The sequence below is a fragment of the Streptomyces sp. NPDC050704 genome, from assembly GCF_040654355.1.
GTDB lineage: Bacteria > Actinomycetota > Actinomycetes > Streptomycetales > Streptomycetaceae > Streptomyces.
Window position 1 is genome coordinate 101313 of sequence record NZ_JBFAHW010000010.1, and the last position, 23683, is coordinate 124995.

The window sequence follows — 23683 nt, forward strand, 5'->3', positions numbered from 1 at the left end:
ACACCATGGCTGACCAGTCCACTCCGGAAACGTCCCCCTCGGGGACCACTGCCGAGAAGGCCTCTCCTGACGAAAAGGCCTCCCCCGGGGAGACGCTTTTCGAAAACGGCCCTCCCGGGGAGGCCGTTTCCCAAGAGCCCTCCCACAAGGGGGCCATTTCGCGGCGTCGGCTGCTCGGTACCGCCGGTGCCACCGGGCTCGCGCTCGGTGCGGCGGGCGGGGCCGCCGGGTACGCCGCCGCGCCCTCCGCCGACCAGGCCACGCCACTCACCTCGCTCGGCTCGGACGAGGTGATGTTTCACGGGAAACATCAGCCGGGCATCACGACGCCCCTTCAGGCGAGCGGCCACCTCGTCGCCTTCGACCTGGTGGCGGGCGCGGGCCGCAAGGAGGCCGTGGCCCTGCTGCGCCGGTGGTCGGCGACCGCCCAGCGGCTGATGGCGGGCGAAACGGCCGCGAACGACGACACGGACGTGGCACGCGACGCGGGACCCTCCTCCCTCACGGTCACCTTCGGCTTCGGCCACAGCTTCTTCGCCCGTACGGGACTGGAGAAGCAGCGCCCGATCGCCCTCGACCCGCTGCCCGACTTCTCCTCGGACCGCCTCGACAAGAAGCGCAGCGACGGCGACCTGTGGGTCCAGATCGGCGCGAATGACGCCCTGGTCGCCTTCCACGCCCTGCGCGCGATCCAGAAGGACGCGGGCCGGGCGGCCAGGGTCCGCTGGCAGATGAACGGCTTCAACCGCTCACCCGGCGCCACCGCCCACCCGATGACCGCCCGCAACCTGATGGGCCAGATCGACGGCACGCGCAATCCCAAGCCGTCGGAACCCGACTTCGACCAGCGGATCTTCGTGCCCGACGCGGGCGACCCGTCGTGGATGGCGGGCGGCTCGTACGCCGTCGTACGCCGTATCCGCATGCTCCTCGACGACTGGGAGGAGCTCTCGGTCAAGGACCAGGAGGACGTGATCGGGCGGCGGAAGTCCGACGGGGCAACGCTGTCCGGGGGGAACGGGGCGACCGAGACGACCGAGATGGACCTGGAGAAGACGGGGCCCGACGGCAAGGTGATCGTCCCCATGAACGCGCACGCCCGCATCACCCGGCCCGACCAGAACGGCGGCGCCGCGATGCTCCGCCGGCCCTTCTCCTTCCACGACGGCTTCGACGCGGACGGTGTACCGGACGCGGGCCTGCTCTTCGTCTGCTGGCAGGCCGACCCCGTGCGCGGCTTCGTTCCGGTGCAGCGCAAGCTCGACCGGGGCGACGCGCTGTCCACGTTCATCCGGCACGAGGCCAGCGGACTGTTCGCGGTACCGGGCGGGGCCGCGAAGGGGGAGTACGTGGGACAGAAGTTGCTGGAGGGATGAGACCCGCTCCCTGGGACCGACGGAACCGGAAGCGGGAGCCGGGCCGCACAAGGCCCATTAGGGTGAAGCCATGCCAGCCAGCTACGCGTATCTCGGTCCCGAGGGCACCTTCACCGAAGTCGCCCTGCGGACGCTCCCGGAGTCGGCCACCCGGGAGCTCATTCCGATGGTGTCCGTGCCCGCCGCGCTCGACGCGGTCCGCAACGGCGAGGCCGAGGCCGCGTTCGTACCGATCGAGAACTCCGTCGAGGGCGGCATCACGACCACGCTCGACGAACTGGTCGCCGGCACACCGCTGATGATCTACCGCGAGGTGCTCCTCTCGATCACCTTCGCGCTGCTGGTCCGGCCCGGTACCAAGATCTCGGAGATCAAGACGGTCACCGCGCACCCGGCCGCGCAGCCGCAGGTGCGCAACTGGATGAAGAACAACCTCCCGGACGTCATCTGGGAGTCGGCGGCCTCCAACGCGGACGGCGCGCGCCTGGTGCAGGAAGGGCGCTACGACGCCGCCTTCGCGGGCGAGTTCGCGGCCGAGCGGTACGGACTGGCGGCGCTGGAAACCGAGATCCACGACGCCGAGAACGCGCAGACCCGGTTCGTCCTGGTGGGCAAGCCCGCCCGGCCCGCGGCGCCGACCGGCGCGGACAAGACGTCCGTGGTCATCTGGCAGCGCGACGACCACCCCGGTGGGCTGCGCGATCTCCTGGGCGAGTTCGCCGTGCGCGGGGTCAACCTGATGCTGCTGCAGTCCCGTCCGACCGGCGAGGGCATCGGCAACTACTGCTTCGCCATCGACGCCGAGGGTCATATCGCGGACCGTCGAGTGGGCGAGGCGCTGATGGGCCTCAAGCGGAGCTGCCCGCAGGTGCGGTTCCTCGGGTCCTATCCGCGCGCCGAGGTCACTCCCCAGGATGTGCGCGCGCTGCGGGCCGGCACGTCGGACACCGAGTTCGCGGCGGCTTCGGACTGGCTGGCGCGCTGCCAGGACGGCCGTTTCTAGTCAGTCCTACCTGCAGATTGTCTCCGTCCACAGAAGTTATCCACAGGCTGGCTTCTCGACCTGGGGACAAGTCGACAACGAAGTGCGACTCAGTCGACAAATCGGCCTACGAGCTACATCTGCGTCCACAGCCCCACAGGTCACCCTTCGTCCACCCGTTTCTGTTGACCAATCCCTTAGAGCGACCCATTTCCACTCGAACGTGGGTGTAAGGAGGGTTTGGCCCGGGAATTCCCCGTCCTGGATGCGGCTTTCGGAGCGATCACTTCCAATGTCCACAGATCTTTCGCACAGCCTGTGGATAACTTTCCGGGGGTGTGGATTTCTGTGGACAACCTCGCCCCAAGTCCCGTTCCCCGCAAGGGAATCAAGTCAACTCGACGCGTCACGCCTGCCCCATTTCAGGGATATGGCATCCTTTTATTGACATGCCGTAACAATTCACCCATAACGTGACAGATATGGCGGATCGGAATACCGAGTCGTGGGGCGGAACCCCGCACCGGTAGCCTTGTGGGGTGATTGACCTTCGCCTGCTCCGTGAGGACCCCGACCGTGTGCGTGCGTCGCAGCGCGCCCGTGGAGAGGACGTCGCACTCGTCGACGCCCTGCTCTCCGCCGACGAGCGGCGCAGGTCGTCCGGCGTCCGCTTCGACGAGCTGCGTTCCGAGCAGAAGGCGCTCGGCAAGCTGATCCCCAAGGCCTCGGCCGACGAGAAGGCCGAGCTCCTGAAGAAGGCCGGCCAGCTCGCCGCCGACGTCAAGGCGGCCGACGCCGAGCAGCACGAGGCGGACGAGGAGACCAAGCGCCTGCTGCTCCAGCTCGGCAACCTCGTGCACCCCGACGTCCCGGTCGGCGGCGAGGAGGACTTCGTCGTCCTGGAGACGCACGGCACGATCCGCGACTTCGGTGCCGAGGGCTTCGAGCCCAAGGACCACCTGGAACTGGGCGAGGCGCTGGGCGCCATCGACGTCGAGCGCGGCGCCAAGGTGTCCGGCTCGCGCTTCTACTACCTGACGGGTGTCGGCGCGCTCCTGGAGCTCGCCCTCGTCAACGCGGCGATCGCGCAGGCCACCGAGGCCGGCTTCATCCCGATGCTGACCCCGGCGCTGGTCCGCCCGCGCGCCATGGAGGGCACCGGCTTCCTCGGCCAGGCCGCGGAGAACGTGTACCACCTGGAGAAGGACGACTACTACCTGGTCGGCACCTCCGAGGTCGCGCTCGCGGCGTACCACATGGACGAGATCCTCGACGCCGACAAGCTGCCGATGCGCTACGCGGGCTTCTCGCCGTGCTTCCGCCGGGAGGCCGGGACGTACGGCAAGGACACCCGGGGCATCTTCCGCGTGCACCAGTTCGACAAGGTCGAGATGTTCTCGTACGTCGCTCCGGAGGACGCGGAGAACGAGCACAAGCGGCTCCTGGAGTGGGAGAAGCAGTGGCTGACCGGCCTTGAGCTGCCTTTCCAGGTGATCGACGTGGCCTCGGGCGACCTTGGCGCGTCCGCCTCGCGAAAGTACGACTGTGAGGCGTGGATCCCGACCCAGGGCAAGTACCGCGAGCTGACGTCGGCCTCGAACTGCGACGGCTTCCAGTCCCGCCGGCTGTCGGTGCGCATGCGTGACGGCAAGAAGGTGCAGCCGCTCGCGACGCTGAACGGCACGCTGTGCGCGGTACCGCGCACGATCGTGGCGATCCTGGAGAACCACCAGCAGGCCGACGGCTCGGTGCGGGTGCCCGAGGTGCTGCGTCCGTACCTGGGGGGCCGGGAGATCCTGGAGCCGGTCGCCAAGTGAGCTCTGCCGCCTCCGACTCTTCTGCCGCCGCTCCGACTTCATCTGCGTCTGCGTCTGCGGAGTTTCCCTACAAGCTCGTCGCGACCGATCTCGACGGAACGCTTCTGCGCTCCGACGACACGGTCTCCGAGCGCACGCGCGAAGCGCTCGCCGCGGCCACCGTGGCGGGCGCCGCGCACCTCGTCGTCACCGGGCGGGCGGTGCGCTGGACGCGGCACATCCTCGACGAACTCGGCTACGAGGGGCTCGCGGTGTGCGGTCAGGGCGCGCAGCTGTACGACGCCGGGGCGCATCGTCTGCTCACGTCGGTGACCCTCGACCGGCAGCTGGCCGGGCTGGCGCTCGCCAAGATCGAGGCGGAGGTCGGTCCGCTGGCCCTCGCCGCGAGCCGTGACGGCGTGGACGGCGACGTCCTGATCGGGCCCGGCTACCAGATGCAGGGACTGTTGCAGACCGTCCCGTTCACCGACATCGCGGAGCTGTGGGCGGCGCCCCTGACCAAGATGTACATCCAGCACCCCCGTCTCACCGACGACGAACTGGCGTCCGCGGCGCAGCTGGCCGTGGGCGGTCTGGTGAGCATCACGATGGCGGGCGAGGGCATAGTGGAGATCCTCCCGCTCGGCCTCTCCAAGGCCACGGGCCTGTCCCTGGCGGCCCGCCGCCTGGGCGTGAAGGCCGTCGACACCATCGCCTTCGGTGACATGCCCAACGACATCCCGATGTTCGCCTGGTCCGCGCACGGGGTGGCCATGGCCAACGCCCATGAGGAACTCAAGGCGGTGGCGGACGAGATGACCCTGTCCAACGAGGAGGACGGGATCGCGGTCGTGCTGGAGCGGTTGCTGGGCTGAGCGGTCGCCGGGTGGATGCCGAGCTGACGGCTCGGCCACCGGTCCCACGAGTCCCTCGGGAACCTGAAGCGCCCACCCGCCCTGAGAAGGGCGGGTGGGCGTGGAACATCCGCCGCGAAGCAGCGGATCAGGATGCCGCCAGGCCACAGCGGCAGCGTTTGGGTGGGCGGCCCGCGCGAGATGCGCGCTCGAAGCGGCCGCCCCGGGCAGCTCCCCGTTGCGGAGCGGACTCTACGGAGGTGTGACTACTCCGGAGCCCGCCGCGGGCTGCCCTGCCGGGAGCACGACGAACTGCTACTGACGGGCATCGTCGCGCTCCTCTCCCAGAATCCGGCGCCGGCGAAACCCGGCGACTTGGACATAACCACTGTGCCCGTACGCCGAGTTGGACGCCACCGAATAAAGCGGCGCCCACAGTCGTAGGGGCGCTCGCGGCCTCCCGGGACGGCTACCGGCGGCGCCACCTGCGGCGGCGTGCCTTGCTGAAGAACCACCCCGCGGGCGGCTCGTCGGACCGCCAGGGCTGCGGGTCGGGCCCGCCGTCGCGCCAGCGGGCCGCGAGCATGCGGGCGCGCGCGGACGGCTCGGCCGTCTCGGCGGACCGTATGAAGTCCTCGTCCAGGAGGAGGTCGTCCCAGACGTCCTCGGGCTCCCCCTGTCCCCGGCCCTGCCCCTGGCTGTCGCCGGAGCCTTGTCCGTCGCTCCGCGGTGCCTTCCTTGCCATCCCCGTTCCTCCTCGCTGTGCATCCCCTTCGGCAAGTGTGCCGTTCCGCGTGTAAAGCCGATCTCAAGATCAGAGGAGGCTCCACGCGCGCGTGGCCCCGGAAAACGGGCACGCGCGCGTGGAGCCGCCCCGACTCCCCGGGACGGTTACTCCTCCCCGGCCAGCGTCAGTGTCCGCAACTTCTGTCCCGCGAACCACGTGGCGGCCACGGTGACCGCGATCAGCAGCACCGTTCCTGTGGCGAGCCCCACGTCCGAGGTGACGAGGTCCGCGCCGGAGACCTTGTGGGCCACGGCGAGCGCCCACTGCTGGACGCTGAGCGTGCGTGCCCCGGACACCAGGGTCCCGAAGAGGGCTTCCCATACGAGCGCGTAGACGAGTCCGAAGACCACCGCGTGCCGGGTGATGGTGCCGAGCAGCAGGAAGAGCGCCGCGTACGCGATGGAGGCGACCAGCGCGGCCACCGTGTAGGCGACGGCGATCTGCTGTCCGTTGCCGTTGAGGATCATGCCCGCGATGAACGTCGGGATCGCCGAGAACGCCATGGTCACGGCGATGGCGACGATCAGCTTGGTGAAGATGATGGTGGGGCGCTTGATCGGTTTGGCGAGCAGGTAGACGACCGAGCCGTCGTCGATCTCGGGGCCGATCGCGCCGGTGCCCGCGATGACTCCGATGATGGGCACCATCGTGGCGAGCGCGAACCCGCCGAGGAGATCGGAGGCCACCTGGTCGTCGGCGCCCGCGAAGGCGCGTACGGCCACGGAGATGACGATCAGCAGGGCGGGCAGGGCGCCCAGGATGAGGGCCCGGCGGCGGCCGAGCAGGCCGCGGTAGGTGAGTCGGGCGACTGTGGGGTCGTACATCTTGGCCTCCTACGCCGCGACGAGATACGAGAAGACGGACTCGAGGGACTCGTCGGACGGCGAGACCGTGAGCAGTCGGATGCCGTGGTCGCGGGCCACTCGCGGCAGGAGTGCCGTGAAGCGTCCGAAGTCGACCGCCTGGATGCGCAGCGCGCCCTCCTTGAGGTCCACTTCGATGCCGGACGTCGACGGGTCGGCGATGAGCGCGGCCGCGAGCGCCCGGTCGTCGCTGGAGCGGACCAGGTAGCGGTGCGGGCGGTCGGTCATCAGGCGGCGGATCCGGCGGAAGTCGCCGCTCGCCGCGTGCCGTCCGGCGACGATCACCTCGATGTGCGAGGCGAGTTGCTCGACCTCTTCGAGGATGTGGGACGAGAACAGCACCGTGCGGCCCTCGTCGCCCATCCGCCGCAGCAGGTCCATGAGCTGCATGCGCTGGCGCGGGTCCATGCCGTTGAAGGGCTCGTCGAGCAGCAGCACGGACGGGTCGTGGACGAGCGCGGAGGCCATCTTCACGCGCTGCCGCATGCCCTTGGAGTACGTGGAGATCTTCCGGTCCTGCGCGTACTCCATCTGGACCGTGGCGAGGGCCCTTTGGGCGGCCTTCTTGCCGAGGCCGTGCAACTCGGCGTTGGCGACGACAAATTCGCGGCCCGTGAGGAAGTCGTACATCGCTTCCCGCTCGGGCACGATACCGATCTGCTTATAGATCTGCTCGTTGCGCCAGGTCGGCTGCCCGTCGAGCGTGACGGAACCCGTGGAGGGGGCGAGGAAGCCGCCCATCATGTTGAGGAGGGTGGATTTCCCCGCGCCGTTCGGGCCGAGCAGACCGGTCACGCCGGGGCTGATCGTCATGGTGATGTCGTTGACGGCCACCACGTTGCCGAACCAGCGCGAGACGTGGTCGATGGTGAGCGTGGTCACAGTCCGACCTTTCGGTAGCGGCGCATCAGGAGGCCGTAGCAGCCCGCGATGAGTCCCAGGACGACGATGAGATAGACGACGCCCTGCCCGGACGAGGGGCCTTCCCCGCCGGGGAAGGAGGACGCGGCGCCGAGAAAGGCGGTCTGGACTCCGTCGATGAGCGTGATGGGCGAGAAGAGTCCGAGCCAGGCGAGCGCGTCGGTGCTGGACTGGTTGTACGCGATGGCCTGGACGGTGGACACCGCCCCGTAGGAGATGGTCAGTACGGCGATGACGGCCGCGATACCGAAGCCACGGCGCGGAGTGATCGCCGAGATGACCAGGCCGATGCCGGCGAAGAGCAGGGAAAGCAGTGCCACGGAGACGAGCCCTTGTGCGAAGCCCTTGGTCTGGTCGGCGAAGTCGAGTTTGGCCAGCAGCGCGCCCACGTAGAGCACGAGCAACGGCGCGGCCGTGAGGGCGAACAGCGCCGAGGCCAGGGCCGCGTACTTGGCGCGCACGTAGTCGACGGTCTCGATGGGCCGCGAGAAGTACAGCGGTACGGTCTTGAAGCGCAGGTCACGGGAGACGGACTGCGGTCCCTGGGAGGCCACGTACAGGCCGATGACGGCCTGCATGATGACCGCGTAGCGCGTGTAGTCGACGGGCAGGTCCTTCGCCTTGGTGGCGACCGCGACCGCCACCATGATCAACGCGGGGACGCACATCACCACGAAGAGCAGCATCGGCAGCACTTTGGACTTGACCGAGCGGCCGAGACCGTAGGCACCGCGCAGGGACTGCGAGTAGAGCGAGCGGCGGGCGTACCCACGGCCCAGGCGTGGGCCGTCGTAGTTGCGGTAGCCGATGTTGTGGATCCGGGTCTGCTCGCCCGGGCGAGCCGGGGCCTGAGCCGAGGGCTGCTCAACCGCCATGGCCGACCGCCTCCTTCCGCTGTTCGTCGCCGTCCTTGGAGGCCTGCGCCTGACTGTCCTTGAGGACCTGCTCGTCGCTGTCCTTGAAGACCTCCGAGATGTGGTGCCTGCGCTGCTCCATGCGGACCAGGCCGAGACCCAGGTCGGCGACGACGTCCCGTACGAGGTCGTAGGTGTCCTCGCTCTCCGCGGTGAGCAGGAGGATGTGGCCCGCGCCGGGCAGTCCGCTGCCGTCGTGGGTGTCGATCCCGCGCGCGTGGAGCACGTCGCGCACCGCGCCGGTGCCGTCCGGGTGCTCGTCGGTGTCGGTGACCTCGATGGCGAGGATCGCCGTGCGCTGGGTGAAGTCCGTGGTGGAGCTGGACCGCAGGAGCTTGCCGCCGTCGACGACGATGACGTGGTCGCAGGTGCGCTCGAGTTCGCCGAGGAGGTGCGAGGTGACCAGCACGGAGATGCCGAAGTCGGTGTGGATACGGCGGATGAGGCCGAGCATCTCGTCGCGGCCGGCCGGGTCGAGGCCGTTCGTCGGCTCGTCGAGGAAGACCAGCTGCGGGTCGTGGACGAGGGCCTGCGCGAGCTTCACGCGCTGCTTCATGCCCGTCGAGTAGCCGCCGATGGGCCGGTAGCGCTCCTCGTAGAGGCCGACGTGGCGCAGCGTGTCGGCGGTGCGCTCGCGGGCCGCCGCCGGCGGCAGGCCGGACATGCGCGCCATGTGGACGACGAACTCGGTGGCGGAGACATCGGGCGGCAAGCAGTCGTGCTCCGGCATGTAGCCGACCCGCTCGCGGATATCACCGCCCTTGGTGGCGACATCGAGTCCGAGCACTTCGGCTCGGCCCTCGGTGGCGGGGGACAGACCCAGCAGGATCTTGATCAGTGTGGACTTGCCGGCTCCGTTGGCTCCGACGAGTCCGGTCACACCGGGTCCGACGTCCACGGAGAGCCGGTCAAGAGCGGTCACCCTCGGGAACCGCTTGCTCAGGCTTTCGGTCGCGATCACAGTCACGTTTCGAAGGTAGTGGCGCAGACCACACCGGTCGTCAGACCTGGGAGCTGTATCGGCGTCCCTCTCCAGGCGTACGGGCCCGTAGGGGTCCCCCTCAGGTCGAACAACCGACGGCCGCTGTCCGCCCTCCATGAGGCCTTCATGGGGTCGGTCGAGGGGTGGGTTGTCCACAACGGTCCGGTTGTCCACAGGCCGCACGCACGCCTATTGACGCAGCCTCCAACAATTGTCACATTCATCAGTGTCAAGTTACGAACCGTAGCGCGCACACCCGACAGGGACGGACGGTGGCATGACCTCAGCAGTGGCTTCAGGAGTGGCCTCACCAGGCGAACTCACCGCGGAGCTGCGCGGGTTCAGGGACGTGCAGCGGCTCGCGTACGAGTGTGCGGAGGCGGTCGCGGCGCAGCTCAAGCCCGGCGTGACCGAGCGCGAGGCGGCACGGATGCAGCGTGTCTGGCTGCGCGAGCGGGGCGTGCGGGACTGGTTCCATCTGCCCTTCGCCTGGTTCGGGGACCGCACGGCGTTCGTGAACTTCCGGATACCGCTGCAGTTCTTCCCCACCAACCGGCGCCTTGAGGCGGGCATGCCCTTCATCCTCGACCTGGCGCCGGTCCACAAGGGCTACACCGCCGACATCGGGTACTCCGGCTCGCTGGGGCTGAACCCCGTGCAGGACAAGCTCCTCGCCGACCTAGAGGCACACCGCGAGCTGATCCTGCGCGAGGTGCGCGAGCGGCGTCCGCTGCGCGAGATCTACGAGGACGTGGACCGGCTCATAGTCCGCCAGGGCTATGCGAACCGGCATCGCGCGTATCCCTTCGGAGTGATCGCGCACAAGGTCGACCGGGTCGGGGAGCGGCGCTGGTCACCGCATCTGTTCGGGTTCGGCACACAGTCGCTCAAGGGCCTGGCGAGCGACGCGGTCCGTGGTCACCGCGACGGCTGGTCCCCGCTGTGGTCGCCGTACCGGTTCTCCGACCATCCGCCGCAGCCGGGTCTGTGGGCGGTCGAGCCGCACCTCGGGTTCCGGGGTACGGGCGCGAAGTTCGAGGAGATCCTGGTGGTCACCGACTCCGAGGACCCCGAGCAGAGCGCGTTCTGGCTGGACGACGATCTGCCGCACGTGCGGCGCTGGGCGGAGGACAGGTGACGCTTCAGGGGGCGCGCGAGCGCTGGGTGCGTACGGGCGGGGTCGAGCTGTGCGTCGCCGAGCTGGGCGACCCCGCGCAGCCCACGGTCGTCCTCGTGCACGGCTATCCGGACTCCAAAGAGGTGTGGTCCGCGGTCGCCGCACGCCTCGCCGAGCACTCCCGGTTCCACGTGGTGCTGTACGACGTGCGGGGCCACGGCAGGTCCACGGCGCCACGGCCGTTGCGCGGCGGGTTCACGCTGGAGAAGCTGACGGACGACTTCCTCGCGGTCGTGGACGCGGTCAGCCCGGACCGGCCGGTGCACGTCGTGGGGCACGACTGGGGCTCCGTGCAGGGCTGGGAGTTCGTCACGGTCGAGCGAACCGAGGGCCGGATCGCGTCCTTCACGTCGATGTCCGGGCCGTCCCTCGACCACTTCGGGCACTGGATCAAGAAGCGCATGACCCGCCCCACGCCGCGCAAGGTCGGCCAGCTGCTCGGCCAGGGCGCCAAGTCCTGGTACGTGTACCTGCTGCACACGCCCGTGCTGCCCGAACTCGCCTGGCGCGGCCCGCTCGGCAAGCAGTGGCCGAAAATCCTGCGGCGCCTGGAGAAAACGCCCGACGACGGCTATCCGACCCCGTCGCTGCCGACGGACGCCGCCCACGGCGCGTGGCTGTACCGGGACAACCTCCGGGCTCGCCTGCGCAGTCCGCGCACCGACGCGTACGCACACGCGCCCGTGCAGCTCATCACGCCCCTGGAGGACGCGTTCCTGTCGGAAAAGCTCTACGACGAGCTGGAGCTGTGGGCACCGCGTCTGGTGCGCCGCACGATCCCGGCCAAGCACTGGGTCCCGCGCACGCGTCCTGACCAACTGGCCGCCTGGATCACCGAGTTCGTGACGGGTACCGAGGGCGGCAGGCCCGCGCCGGTGGCGACCGGCAAGTACGCCGACCGCTTCGGCGGGCAGCTCGTGCTGGTCACCGGCGCGGGCAGCGGCATCGGGCGGGCCACCGCCTTCGCGTTCGCCGAGGCCGGCGCGCGCGTGGTGGCCGTCGACCGGGACGCGGAGAGCGCGGTTCGTACGGCGGAGCTGTCCCGGCTGATCGGTGCCCCCGAGGCGTGGGCCGAGACGGTCGACGTCTCCGACGAGCAGGCCATGGAGAAGCTCGCCGAGAAGGTCGCCGCCGAGTACGGGGTGGTCGACGTGCTGGTGAACAACGCGGGGATCGGGCTGTCCGGCTCGTTCTTCGACACCACGGCGGAGGACTGGCGGAAGGTCCTCGACGTCAACCTGTGGGGTGTGATCCACGGCTGTCGGCTCTTCGGGAAGCAGATGGCCGAGCGCGGGCAGGGCGGTCACATCGTCAACACCGCGTCGGCGGCGGCGTACCAGCCCTCGAAGGCACTGCCCGCCTACAGCACCTCCAAGGCCGCGGTGCTGATGCTCAGCGAGTGCCTGCGCGCGGAGCTGGCGGGCCAGGGCATCGGGGTCTCGGCGATCTGCCCCGGCTTCGTCAACACGAACATCACCTCGACCGCGCACTTCGCGGGGGTCGACGCCGTCGAGGAGAAGCGGCGCCAGAAGAAGACCGCGCGGCTGTACGGGCTGCGCAACTACCCACCGGAGAAGGTCGCCGATGCCGTGCTGCGCGCGGTCGTCCGCAACCAGGCAGTGGTGCCCGTGACCCCGGAGGCGCGCGGCGCGCACCTCCTGTCCCGCTTCACGCCCAGGGCACTGCGCGCGATCGCACGGATGGAGCCGCCGCTGTGAGAGACCACCACGAAATCACGCCTCGGCGGGTGTCCTTCGACTGGGACGGGACTCCGCTCCACTGGATACCGGACGAGCCGACCGCGACCCACGTCATCAACGTGCTGCATCTGCTGCTGCCGGCGGGGGAGCGGTGGTTCGTGAAGGTCTTCAAGGAGGGCCTGCCGCTGGTCACCGATCCCGAACTCCTCAAGGACGTCAGGGGTTTCATGGGGCAGGAGGCGACGCACAGCGTGCAGCACTCGTACGTGCTGGACCACCTGGCGGCGCAGCACCTGGACACGGCCGCCTACACGAAGCACGTCGACTTCCTCTTCCAGCGGATACTCGGCGAGAGACCGCCGTTCGGCGCGCCGATACCGGCGCCGGAGTGGCTGCGCTTCCGGCTTTCGGTGATCGCGGCGATCGAGCAGTTCACGGCCGTGCTGGGCGACTGGGTGCTCGCCGCCGAGGGGCTCGACCGCGCGGGGTCCGACGAGGTCATGCTCGATCTGCTGCGCTGGCACGGCGCGGAGGAGGTCGAGCATCGCGCGGTCGCCTTCGACATGTACCAGCACTGCGGCGGCGAGGGCCTGCCCCGGTACGCGCGCCGGGTGGCGGGCATGGCGGTCACGGCCCCCGTGATCCTCTACATGTGGGCGTGGGGCGCGGCCTATCTCATACGCCACGACCCGCGGCTCGCGGGCCGACTGCGTTACTCGCTCGGCGCGCACAACCGGGCGGTGCGCAAAGGACTGCTGCCCACGTGGCAGGAGCTCGGCTCGGCCGTTCCCCGCTATCTGCGACGGTCGTACCATCCGTCTCAGGAGGGCTCGATGCGCAGAGCGGTGGAGTATCTGGCGCGGTCGCCCGCGGCCAGGACCGCCGCGGGGGCGATCGGCCGGGCGGCGATCGCCTAGGCGGAAGCCGCGGGCGATCGGGCCGGCGGCGAGCGATCACGTAAGGGCTCGGGAAGGCAGGGACCGTGGACGACGAGTCGGGTGCCGTCGCGTACCGGATCGAGGACCTGGCGCACCACAGCGGCGCCACGGTCCGGACGATCCGTGCCTACCAGGACCGCGGGCTGCTCCCCCGCCCCGAGCGCCGCGGCCGCGCCAATGTGTACTCGGACGCGCATCTGGCCCGGCTGCGGCAGATCGCCGACCTGCTGGACCGCGGTTACACGCTGGCGTCCATCAAGGAGCTGCTGGAGGCCTGGGACGCGGGCCGGGGCCTCGGCGGCGTGCTCGGCCTGGTCGCGGAGGTCGACGGGCCGTGGACGGACGAGGAGGCGGTCCGCATCTCGCGGGCCGAGCTCGACGAGCGGTTCGGGGGCGACCCGGACGACGCGGCGGTGGCCGACGCCGTCGAGCTCGGCGTGCTCGAACGCGTTCCGGGACAGGAGGACACCTTCCTCGTCCCGAGCCCCCAAGAGCTGGCGGTGGCGGCGGAGTTGTACGAGGCGGGCGTTCCGCTCTCCGCGATCTCCGGCCATCTGCGGGAGTTGAGGACTCAGGTGGAGCACATCGCCGCGCGCTTCCTGGAGTTCACCACCGAGCACGTCTTCGCCCGCTATCTCGGCGAGCACCCGCCGACCGACGCCGAGGCAGCCGAGGCGGCCGCGCTCGTACGACGGCTCCGACCGCTCGCACAGCAGACCGTGGACGCCGAACTCGCCCGGGCCATGCGGCTGTTCGCCAACCGGGAGCTGCGTCGGCAGCTCGGCACGGGGGCGCCCCGGGAACGTACGGATGAGACGCGTTCGGTGGCTGTTCCGGTGGCGACAATGGACGCTGTGGAGGGGCTGGTTGGCGTGGAACACGCGGCCGAGTTCATCGCTGTGGCCGCCGAACGGGAGGTCCGGGCGCGGGCCTTGGACACACTTGCCCTAAATTATGGCAAGTCACTCAAAGTTGACGAACCATCGTAAACGGTCGACGAGTTGTCCACAGAAACATCAACTCGCCCTGTGGATAACGCACTTGGCTGTGGATCAAACCTCAGGGCCTAAATGAAATGCGTGATCAGCGTCTCGCCAGGCACTCTGACGGAATGAACGAGAACGACAGCAAGAACGACAGCAAGAACGACAACGAGATCGAGATCGAGATCGAGAACGAGAACGAGAACGAGAACGACATGATGGACGAGAGACGCACCGTGAAGGTGTCGAAGTACCTCTCGAAACATCTGCGGCATCAGCCCGAGCGGATCGGGCTCACGCTCGACGAGGGCGGCTGGATCGAGATCGAGACGCTGATGGCCGCGGCGGCGGCGCACGGTTTCCGGTTCAGCCGGGACGAGCTCGACCACGTGATCGTCCACAACGACAAGCGGCGCTTCGCGATCGAGGGCACCCGGATCCGCGCCAGCCAGGGCCACTCCGTCGAGGTCGACCTCGGCCTGCCTCCGGCGACCCCGCCCGCGTACCTCTATCACGGGACCGTCGCCCGCAGCCTGGACGCGATCCGCGCCGAGGGGCTGAGGCCCATGAACCGGCACGACGTGCACCTCTCGCGAGACCGCGAGACCGCGACCCGCGTCGGAGCCCGCCGCGGCCGCCCCGTCGTGCTCTCCGTGGACGCCGTCGCCATGCACCACGACGGCCACGTCTTCCGGGTCAGCGCAAACGGGGTCTGGCTCACGGCCGCCGTACCGCCGCGCTACCTCCGGTTTCCCGGCGCGCACTGACCGGCCGGCCACGCGCCACCTCACGGCCCGGCGGGGCCGGGCGGGGCCCAGCTCACTGACCGACCGCCCGGGCGCACCCCGTGGCTGCGCTTAGGCTCTGAGGCATGAGTCTGCGTCTGAGCACCGTGATCCTGCCGTACCTCCGCTGGCATGAGGGAGGGCGTGCCACCTGGCAGCGCGCGGAGCAGCTCGGGTTCCACACCGCTTACACGTACGACCATCTGGCGTGGCGGACATTCCGCGAGGGGCCGTGGTTCGGCGCCGTACCGACACTGACCGCCGCCGCGGGCGCCACCGACCACCTGCGCCTCGGCACGCTGGTGACCTCCCCGAACTTCCGGCACCCGGTGACCCTGGCCAAGGAACTGATCTCGCTGGACGACATCTCCGGTGGCCGGATCACGCTGGGCATCGGCGCGGGCGGCTCCGGCTTCGACGCCACGACGCTGCTGAGCGGCGGCCAGGAGCCGTGGACACCGCGCGAGCGGGCCGACCGCTTCGGTGAGTTCGTCCCGTTGCTCGACCGGCTGCTCACCGAGGACTCCGTGTCGTACGACGGCGAGTTCTACTCGGCACGCGACGCCTACAACATCCCCGGCTGCGTCCAGCGACCCCGGCTGCCCTTCGCGGTGGCCGCCACCGGGCCGCGCGGACTGAGGCTCGCCGCCGGGCACGGGCAGGCGTGGGTGACGACGGGCGACCCGAAGCTGTTCGAGACGGGCACTCCCGAGCAGTCGGTTCAGGCCATTCGCGGACAGGCCGAGAAGCTGGCCGCCGCGTGCGACGCGGTCGGCCGGGACGTGAACGAGCTCGACAAGATCCTGCTCACCGGCTTCACCCCGGACCGCGGCCGTCCGCTGGAGTCCCTCGACGCGTTCGTCGACTTCGCAGGCCGGCACATGGAGCTGGGCTTCACGGACATCGTGATCCACTGGCCCATCCCGGACTCGGATTTCGCGGCGGACGACAAGGTCTTCGAGCACATCGCGATGGAGGCGGTCGGGCAGCTGAACTGAGGTCGCCCCGGCGCGTACGCCTGCCACCTGAGCCGCCTTTCCACCTGCACCCTGTCCCGCAGCACAAGGCACAACGCCACAGGTGAGGGCCTACGTCTCTCACATGTGCGGACCGCCGCACGACCGTGCACGCATATGCGGGAGAATGGCGGCGTGACCTCAGTGACCCGACGGCCCGGTACCCCGGCCGCCCTCCTTCCGCCGCGGCTGATCGCCACGGACCTCGACGGCACCCTGCTGCGCGACGACAAGTCCGTCTCGCAGCGCACGGTCGCCGCTCTCGGCGCCGCCGAGGAGGCCGGCATCGAGGTCTTCTTCGTGACCGGCCGCCCGGCCCGCTGGATGGACGTCGTCAGTGACCACGTCCACGGCCACGGCCTTGCCATCTGCGGAAACGGCGCCGCCGTGGTCGACCTGCACGGCGGCCCCGGTGCTCACCGCTTCGTGAAGGTCCGGGAACTGGCGCGGGAGAACGCGCTCGACGCCGTACGGCTGCTGCGCGAGGCCGCGCCGGGGACCGTGTTCGCCGTGGAGCAGACGTACGGCTTCTACCAGGAGCCGGAGTATCCGAAACTGCACATGGAGACCCCCGACACCCTCGCGCCCGCCGAGAAACTCCTGGCACCGGACGCCCCCGGTGCCGACGAGCCGGTGCTCAAGATCCTCGCCTACCACGACCGGATCGCCCCGGACGCCTTCCTCACGGTCGCCCGCCTGGCCATCGGCGACCGGGCCAACGTCACCCGCTCCAGCCCCAGCGCGCTCCTGGAGATCAGCGGACCCGGGGTCTCCAAGGCCAGCACGCTCGCCCTGTGCTGCGCCGAACGCGGCATCTCGCACGAGGAGGTCGTCGCCTTCGGCGACATGCCCAACGACGTGGAGATGCTCACCTGGGCGGGCCGGTCGTACGCGATGGGCAACGCGCACCCCGACGTGATCGCGGCGGCCTCCGGACGCACGGTCGCCAACAACGAGGACGGGGTGGCGGTCGTGATCGAGCGGATACTCGCGGAGCGTCGGTGACAGCAGGTGCCCGTGGAGAGCGCCGGTAACAGGCGAGCACCTGGAGCCCACTCCATACCGCCCACTCCGTACTGGCCCTCTCCTGGACGTCTTCTGACGTCCTCTGACCTCGTATGTCCTCCTCTGTTCTCCTCCGTCCTCCTCTAAAGCCGGACACCCCGCTCGGCCAGCCACTCCCGTGGATCGACGCCCGACCCCAGCTGCGGTGTCAGGCGTACCTCGAAGTGCAGATGCGGTCCGGTCGAGTTGCCGGTCGTGCCCGACTGGCCCACCCACTGCCCCGGAGCCACCCGCTCCCCCTGCTCGACCGTGACGGCGGCAAGGTGGGCGTACTGCGTGTAGTAGCCGCCCGGATGCCCCACCACGACCTCGATGCCGAACGCGCCGCCACAGGACACCTTCACCACCCGCCCCTCGCCCACCGACCGCACCGGTGTGCCGATGTCCACCGCGAAGTCCTGCCCGGTGTGCCGGCTCGCCCAGCGCTCACCACCGCTGCCGAAGCCCGCGGAGAGTCCGTACGTCTCCACCGGCGCGACCCACGCCTGTGTGAAGCCCGTGCGCGGCTGGTCGAGCCGGACGGCGCCCCGGCACGCGCCTGCCGCGACGGAGGCGTCCGCCTGCCCCTGGAGCGCCCCCTGGGCCTCTTCGAGCTTCTGCTCGATCCCCCCCTTGATCTCGGCGAGTTCGCCGTTGCGCCGCTCCAGCACCTGCCAGGCCGACGCGGCCTTCTCCTCGTCCGTGGCGAGCCGCGCCTCGGCCCGGCGGCTCTTTGTGACGGCGTTGTTGACCGCCAGGTCCGCCTGCCAGATGGCACGCTGACCGCGCATCAGCTCCTCCGGGGTGTCCGCGAGCAGCAGCTGCGCCGTGTGCGGGAGCCCGCCGCCGCTGCGGTACTGGGCGCTGGCGATCCGGCCGAGGTCCCCGTGCAGCGCGGCGATGTCCTGCCGCTCGCGCGCCAGGAGCCGCTCCAGCCGCTGCGCCCGGCTCCGCTGCACCTCCGCCTCCCGGCGCCCCGCCTCGTACTGCCGCGTCGCCAGGGACGCCTCCTGGTACAGCCGCACCACCTCGGCGCCGACACCGCCCGAGCTGTCGGCGTCCCCCGTCGCCGCCGTGGGCCGGGCCGCCAGGACTGCCAGCGCGCACAGCAGCGCCGCGACGATCAGTGGACGGCGGCGAGGTGAGCGCATGACAAGGATCGTGTCGTGCGAGGCGGGCCCCGGTCCTGTTCAAGTCGTACACCTGGGGGACCTGTTGTCACGGATGGCGCACTGGGTTGGGCCGAACAGGGGCCTGGAGTGGAGCACTTCGGCGGGTCGCGCTGCTCGGCTTGCCCCTGTCTCTCTTGCTCCCGGCTTCGTTCAGAACGGCGCCTCCCACACCACCGACGTACCACCGCCGTCCGCACCGGCCACCGGCCCGTACCAACTGTCACCGCCCAGTGACTCCGCCCGCCGCTTCAGGTTCTTCAGGCCGCTGCGTCGGCCTCCATCCGGGATGCCGACACCGTCGTCCGCGACCGTCAGGCGTACGCCCGGCAGCCCGTCCGGCAGCCGGGCGGTCGCGTCCACGGTGACGTCGATGCGGGACGCCCTCGAGTGCCGGAAGGCGTTGGACAGGGCCTCGCGGAGAGCCGCGACGAGATTCTTTCCGGTGGGTTCGCCGACCACCGTGTCCACGGGGCCGACGAAGGAGTGTGCCGGTGTGAAGCCGAGCGGTACGGCTGCCATGTTGATCTCGCGCAGGACGCGCGTCCGCAGCCCCGGCAGAATGTCGGCCGGCTCCTGCTGGAGCGCGAAGATGGCGGTGCGGATCTCCTGGATGGTGACGTCGAGCTCGTCGACCGCCCTGCCGACGCCTCGTCGCACCTCGGGCACGACGGACCGCCGCTGCGCGCTCTCCAGCGTCATCCCGGTGGCGAACAACCGCTGGATGACGAGATCGTGCAGGTCGCGGGCGATCCGGTCACGGTCCTCGTACACCGCGAGCCGCTCCCGGTCGCGTTGTGCCTCGGCCATCACCAGCGCGAGCGCGGCCTGGGCGGCGAACTGCGTCGCCAGGGTGCGTTCGGTCCCGCTGAACGGACGGGCGTCCCGCACCCGGGCCATGACGAGGGCTCCCAGGACTCGGCCGTCGCTCCGGAGGGGCAGCAGCATCGTCGGCCCGTAGCCGCGGGCGAGATCGGTGGGCATGCGCGGGTCGTCGGCCGCGTCCTCGACGAACACGTCCTCTCCCGCCAGGAGTTCACCCAGGACCTCGCTCTCCGGCGGCACTGCCGGCCCCAGCGCGTTCGACGGCCGCTCGGACGCGACGGCGACGATCTCCAAGCCGCCCTCGGCCGCGGGCAGCAGCATGAGTCCGGCCGCCGAGTCCGAGAGCCGGCGGGCCTGTTCCGCGACCACCTGCAGTGCCTCGTCGGCGTCTCCTCCGGACAGCAGTGCGGTCGTGACGGCCACGGATCCGTCGATCCAGCGCTCACGTTGCCGGGCGGCCTCGTACAGGCGCGCGTTCCCGATGGCGATGCCCGCCTCCATGGCCAGTACCCGCACCATGTCGAGGTCGCGGTCGTCGAACGGTCCGCCGTCGCGCTTCTCGGCCAGGTGGAGAGTGCCGAAGAGCTCCCCCTGTACGCGGACGGGGATGCCCAGGAAGTCGCGCGAGCGCGGATCCTCGGCCGGTTCCGCGAGCCGCACGGGATTCCCGTCCGCCGCCACCATGCTGATGGCCGCGTACCGGGCGTCCGCCAGCTCCGCCGCGGTCTCGCAGATCCGGTCCAGCGTGGACTGCAGCTCCAGCCCGCCCCCGATGGCCTGCATCGCCTCCACCAACCGCGGCAGATCATCTGGGTTCGGAGCGCCATCAGGGTCCGATACGACTGACATGAAGCGAGCTTAGTAAGTCCCTTTTGTCATGGAAAGCCAGAACCTGTCATTCAGTCGTGTACCCGGGCGGGCCGCCCCGTCCGGACAGCGGAGCGCTACCTCACGGCGGCCAACAACTCCGCCGCGCTTTCCCGCTCCCCCATCTCCCGCACCGGCCCGTCCACGCCGGCCAGGTCCCCGTACGTGCCGCGCTGCACGACACGCCCCTCCGCCAGCACGATCACCTCGTCCACGGCCGCCAGCCCCGCCAGTCGATGCGTGATCAACAGCGTCGTACGCCCCTCGGTCGCGGCCAGCAGATCAGCGGTCAGCGCGTCGGCCGTCGGCAGGTCGAGATGCTCCGCCGGTTCGTCGAGAACGAGCACGGGGAAGTCGGCGAGCAGCGCACGCGCCAACGCCAACCGCTGCCGCTGCCCGCCGGACAGCCGCGCCCCGTGCTCCCCGATCAGCGTGTCGAGCCCCTCGGGCAACCCGTCGGCCCAGTCGAGCAGCCGCACCCTGTCAAGCACGTCCCGCAGTTCGCCATCGGTCGCCCCCTTCCGGGCGAGCAGCAGGTTCTCCCGCACCGAACTGTCGAAGAGGTGCGCGTCCTGGGCACAGAGTCCGACCAGCCGTCGTACGTCGTCACTGTCCATGCCGTACGCGTCCACGCCACCCAGCGTGTACGCCCCCGCGTCCGCGTCCAGGAACCGCAGCAGCACCTGGGCGAGGGTCGTCTTGCCGGACCCGGACGGCCCGACGACGGCGATCTTGCGCCCTCGTTCGAGCGTCAGGTCAACCCCGGCGAGCGCGTCCCGGTCCTGCCCGGCGTGGCGGGCGGTCAGGCCCTTCACCACGACGGGGAACGGCGACTCGGGCGCCTCATGCGGCCGCTCCGGTTCGCGTACGGGCTCGGGGGCGTCCAGGACCTCGTACACGCGCTCCGCGCTCCTGCGTACCCGTTGGCGGTACTGCACCGCGAGCGGCAGCCCCAGGACAGCCTCGAACGCGGCGAGCGGGGTCAGGACGACGACTGCCATCGCCACGCCGCTGAGGCGCCCGTCGGCCACCGCCTGGGCCCCGGCGAGAGCGGCGGCCGCCACGGTGAGCCCGGAGACGAGTGCGGTGAGTCCGTCACCGAGCGCGGTGGCGGTGGCGGCGCGCGAGGCGATGCGGGTGAGTTCGGCGTCGGCCCGCCGTGCCTCGGCGGTACGCGCGGGCAGGGCTCCCGCCACCGTCAACTCGGCCGTCCCGGTGAGGAGATCGGCCACGCGGGTCGCCAGCACACCGCGGGCGGGGGCCAGTCGGCGCTCCGCCCTGCGCGCGACGGCTCCGGTCACCAGCGGGACACCCACCCCGGCCGCCAGCAGACCGACGGCGAGGGCGGCACCGGCCTCGGGCAGCAGCCAGGCCGTGAACCCGACAGAGGCGGCGGACACGACGGCGGCGGCCGCGGCGGGCAGGAGCCAGCGCAGCCAGTAGTCCTGCAAGGCGTCCACATCGGCGACGAGCCGCGAGAGCAGATCGCCGCGGCGGGCGGTACGCAGTCCCGCGGGCGCGAGCCGTTCGAGCCGCCGGTACACGGCGACCCGGGTGTCGGCCAGCATCCGCAGCACGGCGTCGTGCGACACCAGCCGTTCGGAGTACCGGAAGACGGCCCGCCCGATGCCGAACGCCCGGGTGGCCGTCACGGCGACCATCAGATACAGCACGGGCGGCTGTTGCGAGGCCCTGGAGATCAGCCACCCGGAGGTGGCCATGAGACCGACCGCGCTGCCGAGCGCGAGACTCCCGAGCAGGAGGGCCAGTACGAGTCGCCCACGCCGGGCCCCGGCCGTGGAGCGCACACGCGCGAGTACGCCTCGCCGCCCCTCCGGCGGCAGGGGCGCCTCTTTCTCGCCCACCATGGGCACCGCCGCCAATGCGTCCACGTCGGCGCGACGCGTCCCCACACCGTCGGAGCGCACGGAACCTGACGCCTCGGCTGGCGTCGCCGGCTCCAGCCGCACCACCCGGTCCGCCACTCCCAGCAACGCCGGCCGATGGACGACGAGCAGCACGGTCCGCCCGACCGCCAGGCGCCGGACCGCCTCCACGACCTCGCCCTCGGTCGCCCCGTCCAGTGAGGCCGTCGGCTCGTCGAGCAGGAGCACCGGCCGGTCCGCGAGGAACGCCCGTGCCAGGGCGAGCCGTTGCCGCTGCCCGGCGGACAGCCCGGCACCGTCCTCGCCCAGCACCGTCAGCGCCCCGTCGGGCAGCGCGTCCACGAACTCGAGGGCCCCCGCATCGGCCAGGGCCTGCCGCACCGCGGAGTCGTCCGCCTCCGGCCTCGCCAGCCGTACGTTCCCGTCGATGGACCCGGCGTGCAGATGGGGCCGCTGCGGCACCCACGCGACCTGCGAGCGCCACTGCTCCAGGTCGGCCTCGGCGAGATCGACTCCCCCCACCCGCACCCGCCCCGACGCGGGCTCCACGAACCCCAACAACACGTTCAGGAGCGTTGACTTGCCCACCCCGCTGGGCCCGACCAGCGCCACCGTCTCCCCGGCCTCGACCGCGAAGGACACGTCCGACACCGCATCGGAGGACCGCTCGGAGTACCGGACGCTCACACCCTCGAAGCGCATCCCGCCGGAGGACGGCACGACACTGGTCCCGGACACCGGCACCGGCGTCTCCAGGACAGCGAAGATCTCCTCAGCGGCGGACAGCCCTTCCGCGGCCGCGTGATACTGCGCCCCCACCTGCCGCAGTGGCAGATAGGCCTCGGGCGCGAGGATGAGGACAACCAGGCCGTCGTACAGGGCCATCTCGCCGTGGACGAGCCGCATTCCGATGGTCACCGCGACCAGGGCGACCGAGATCGTGGCGAGCAACTCCAGTGCGAAGGACGAGATGAAGGCGATCCGCAGGGTCCGCATGGTCGCCTGCCGGTACTCCCCGGTGATCTTCCGGATCGACTCGGCCTGCGCCTTGGCCCGCCCGAACACCTTGAGGGTGGGCAGTCCCGCGACCACGTCCAGGAAGTGTCCCGAAAGCCGTGACAGCAGCCGCCACTGACGGTCCATCTGGGACTGGGTGACCCAGCCGATGAGCACCATGAAAATCGGGATGAGCGGCAGCGTGCCGACGATGATCGCCGCCGACACCCAGTCCTCGGTGACGATCCGTGCGAGCACCGCCACGGGCACGACCACCGCGAGCCCCAACTGCGGCAGATAGCGCGAGAAGTAGTCGTCCAGAGCGTCGACCCCGCGCGTGGCGAGCGCCACCAACGACCCCGTGCGCTGCCCGCTCAGCCACCCCGGACCCAGCGCGCCCGCACGTTGCAGCAACCGCCCCCGCAGCTCTGCCTTGACCGCCGCGCTCGCTCGGTGCGCGGCGAGTTCGGTGAGCCAGGAGACAAGTGCCCGACCGCCCGCGACCGCCACCAACAGCAGGAGCGGCGTGCGCAGTCCGGCGGCCGCCGACTCGTGCTGGAAGGCGCCGACCACCACCTCGGCGATCAGCATCGCCTGAGCGATGACCAGCGCCGCTCCGACGATTCCCAGGCCGACGACCGCAACCAGGAAGAGGCGAGTGGCGCGGGCGTACCGGAGCAGTCGCGGGTCGATCGGTTTCACGTGAAACACACCCTCGGTTCAAGCAGGTGTGTTTCACGTGAAACACACCATCTTCTCAATCAGCATGTTTCACGTGAAACATGCCAGTCGTGCCTGTCGTTCCTCGGCCTCAGTGCACGG

19 protein-coding genes are annotated in these 23683 nt (G+C 70.4%); 11 read left to right on the forward strand and 8 right to left on the reverse strand.

Going from position 1 to position 23683, the window contains the following annotated elements; translation table 11 throughout:
* Positions 1 to 5: 5 nt before the first annotated feature.
* From efeB to AB0I18_RS07965, 4 genes are all read left to right on the forward strand, one after another.
* On the forward strand, positions 6 to 1376 hold the full coding sequence (efeB, locus tag AB0I18_RS07950) for an iron uptake transporter deferrochelatase/peroxidase subunit (RefSeq protein WP_363104510.1): 1371 nt from the start codon (positions 6 to 8) through the stop codon (positions 1374 to 1376).
* Between the two features lie 70 nt (positions 1377 to 1446).
* Complete coding sequence (gene pheA, locus AB0I18_RS07955) at positions 1447 to 2379, forward strand: prephenate dehydratase (protein WP_363104512.1); 933 nt, start codon at positions 1447 to 1449, stop codon at positions 2377 to 2379.
* 518 nt (positions 2380 to 2897) lie between these two features.
* The gene (gene serS / locus AB0I18_RS07960; RefSeq protein ID WP_363104513.1) at positions 2898 to 4175 is read left to right on the forward strand and encodes a serine--tRNA ligase; all 1278 of its coding nucleotides are present in this window, start codon (positions 2898 to 2900) and stop codon (positions 4173 to 4175) included.
* Positions 4172 to 5029 (forward strand): HAD family hydrolase, encoded by an 858-nt coding sequence (locus tag AB0I18_RS07965; protein WP_363104514.1) that lies wholly within the window; start codon positions 4172 to 4174, stop codon positions 5027 to 5029. The genes serS and AB0I18_RS07965 overlap by 4 nt, the downstream gene beginning before the upstream one ends.
* 448 nt (positions 5030 to 5477) lie before the next feature.
* Here the strand turns inward: AB0I18_RS07965 and AB0I18_RS07970 are convergent, their stop codons facing one another.
* From AB0I18_RS07970 to AB0I18_RS07990, 5 genes are all read right to left on the reverse strand, one after another.
* Positions 5478 to 5753 (reverse strand): hypothetical protein, encoded by a 276-nt coding sequence (locus tag AB0I18_RS07970; protein ID WP_363104515.1) that lies wholly within the window; start codon positions 5751 to 5753, stop codon positions 5478 to 5480.
* Between the two features lie 146 nt (positions 5754 to 5899).
* Entirely contained in the window at positions 5900 to 6619 is a 720-nt protein-coding gene (locus AB0I18_RS07975) for an ABC transporter permease subunit (protein WP_363104516.1), read from the reverse strand.
* Positions 6620 to 6628: 9 nt separating this feature from the next.
* Complete coding sequence (locus AB0I18_RS07980; protein WP_363104517.1) at positions 6629 to 7540, reverse strand: ABC transporter ATP-binding protein; 912 nt, start codon at positions 7538 to 7540, stop codon at positions 6629 to 6631.
* Entirely contained in the window at positions 7537 to 8454 is a 918-nt protein-coding gene (locus AB0I18_RS07985) for an ABC transporter permease subunit (protein WP_363104518.1), read from the reverse strand. The genes AB0I18_RS07980 and AB0I18_RS07985 overlap by 4 nt, the downstream gene beginning before the upstream one ends.
* Entirely contained in the window at positions 8444 to 9454 is a 1011-nt protein-coding gene (locus AB0I18_RS07990) for an ABC transporter ATP-binding protein (protein ID WP_363104577.1), read from the reverse strand. The genes AB0I18_RS07985 and AB0I18_RS07990 overlap by 11 nt, the downstream gene beginning before the upstream one ends.
* 298 nt (positions 9455 to 9752) lie before the next feature.
* Between AB0I18_RS07990 and AB0I18_RS07995 the strand changes: the two genes are divergently transcribed.
* The 7 genes from AB0I18_RS07995 (at position 9753) to AB0I18_RS08025 (ending at position 17079) form a co-directional block, all read left to right on the forward strand.
* Positions 9753 to 10613, forward strand: coding sequence for a M24 family metallopeptidase (locus AB0I18_RS07995; RefSeq protein WP_363104519.1), 861 nt, complete (start codon positions 9753 to 9755; stop codon positions 10611 to 10613).
* Positions 10610 to 12370 carry an SDR family oxidoreductase gene (locus AB0I18_RS08000; RefSeq protein WP_363104520.1) on the forward strand — a complete coding sequence of 587 codons (1761 nt, stop codon included), beginning with the start codon at positions 10610 to 10612 and terminating at the stop codon, positions 12368 to 12370. Before AB0I18_RS07995 ends, AB0I18_RS08000 begins: the two co-directional genes overlap by 4 nt.
* Positions 12367 to 13269, forward strand: coding sequence for a metal-dependent hydrolase (locus AB0I18_RS08005; RefSeq protein ID WP_363104521.1), 903 nt, complete (start codon positions 12367 to 12369; stop codon positions 13267 to 13269). The genes AB0I18_RS08000 and AB0I18_RS08005 overlap by 4 nt, the downstream gene beginning before the upstream one ends.
* Positions 13270 to 13334: 65 nt before the next feature.
* Positions 13335 to 14279: a MerR family transcriptional regulator gene (locus AB0I18_RS08010; protein WP_363104522.1), complete on the forward strand. Its 945-nt coding sequence runs from the start codon at positions 13335 to 13337 to the stop codon at positions 14277 to 14279.
* 212 nt (positions 14280 to 14491) lie between these two features.
* Positions 14492 to 15040 (forward strand): RNA 2'-phosphotransferase, encoded by a 549-nt coding sequence (locus tag AB0I18_RS08015; RefSeq protein ID WP_363104578.1) that lies wholly within the window; start codon positions 14492 to 14494, stop codon positions 15038 to 15040.
* Between the two features lie 104 nt (positions 15041 to 15144).
* On the forward strand, positions 15145 to 16056 hold the full coding sequence (locus AB0I18_RS08020) for an LLM class flavin-dependent oxidoreductase (RefSeq protein ID WP_363104523.1): 912 nt from the start codon (positions 15145 to 15147) through the stop codon (positions 16054 to 16056).
* Positions 16057 to 16191: 135 nt separating this feature from the next.
* Positions 16192 to 17079, forward strand: a complete 888-nt coding sequence (locus AB0I18_RS08025; protein ID WP_363104524.1) for an HAD-IIB family hydrolase — start codon at positions 16192 to 16194, stop codon at positions 17077 to 17079.
* A 143-nt stretch (positions 17080 to 17222) separates the two neighbouring features.
* Here AB0I18_RS08025 and AB0I18_RS08030 read toward each other — a convergent pair whose 3' ends face one another.
* From AB0I18_RS08030 to cydD, 3 genes are all read right to left on the reverse strand, one after another.
* On the reverse strand, positions 17223 to 18269 hold the full coding sequence (locus tag AB0I18_RS08030; protein WP_363104525.1) for a M23 family metallopeptidase: 1047 nt from the start codon (positions 18267 to 18269) through the stop codon (positions 17223 to 17225).
* 171 nt (positions 18270 to 18440) lie between these two features.
* On the reverse strand, positions 18441 to 19961 hold the full coding sequence (locus AB0I18_RS08035) for a GAF domain-containing protein (protein ID WP_363104526.1): 1521 nt from the start codon (positions 19959 to 19961) through the stop codon (positions 18441 to 18443).
* Positions 19962 to 20056: 95 nt separating this feature from the next.
* A complete protein-coding gene (cydD, locus tag AB0I18_RS08040) occupies positions 20057 to 23563 on the reverse strand; it encodes a thiol reductant ABC exporter subunit CydD (protein WP_363104527.1) in 3507 nt (1168 codons plus the stop codon).
* Positions 23564 to 23683: the final 120 nt, after the last annotated feature.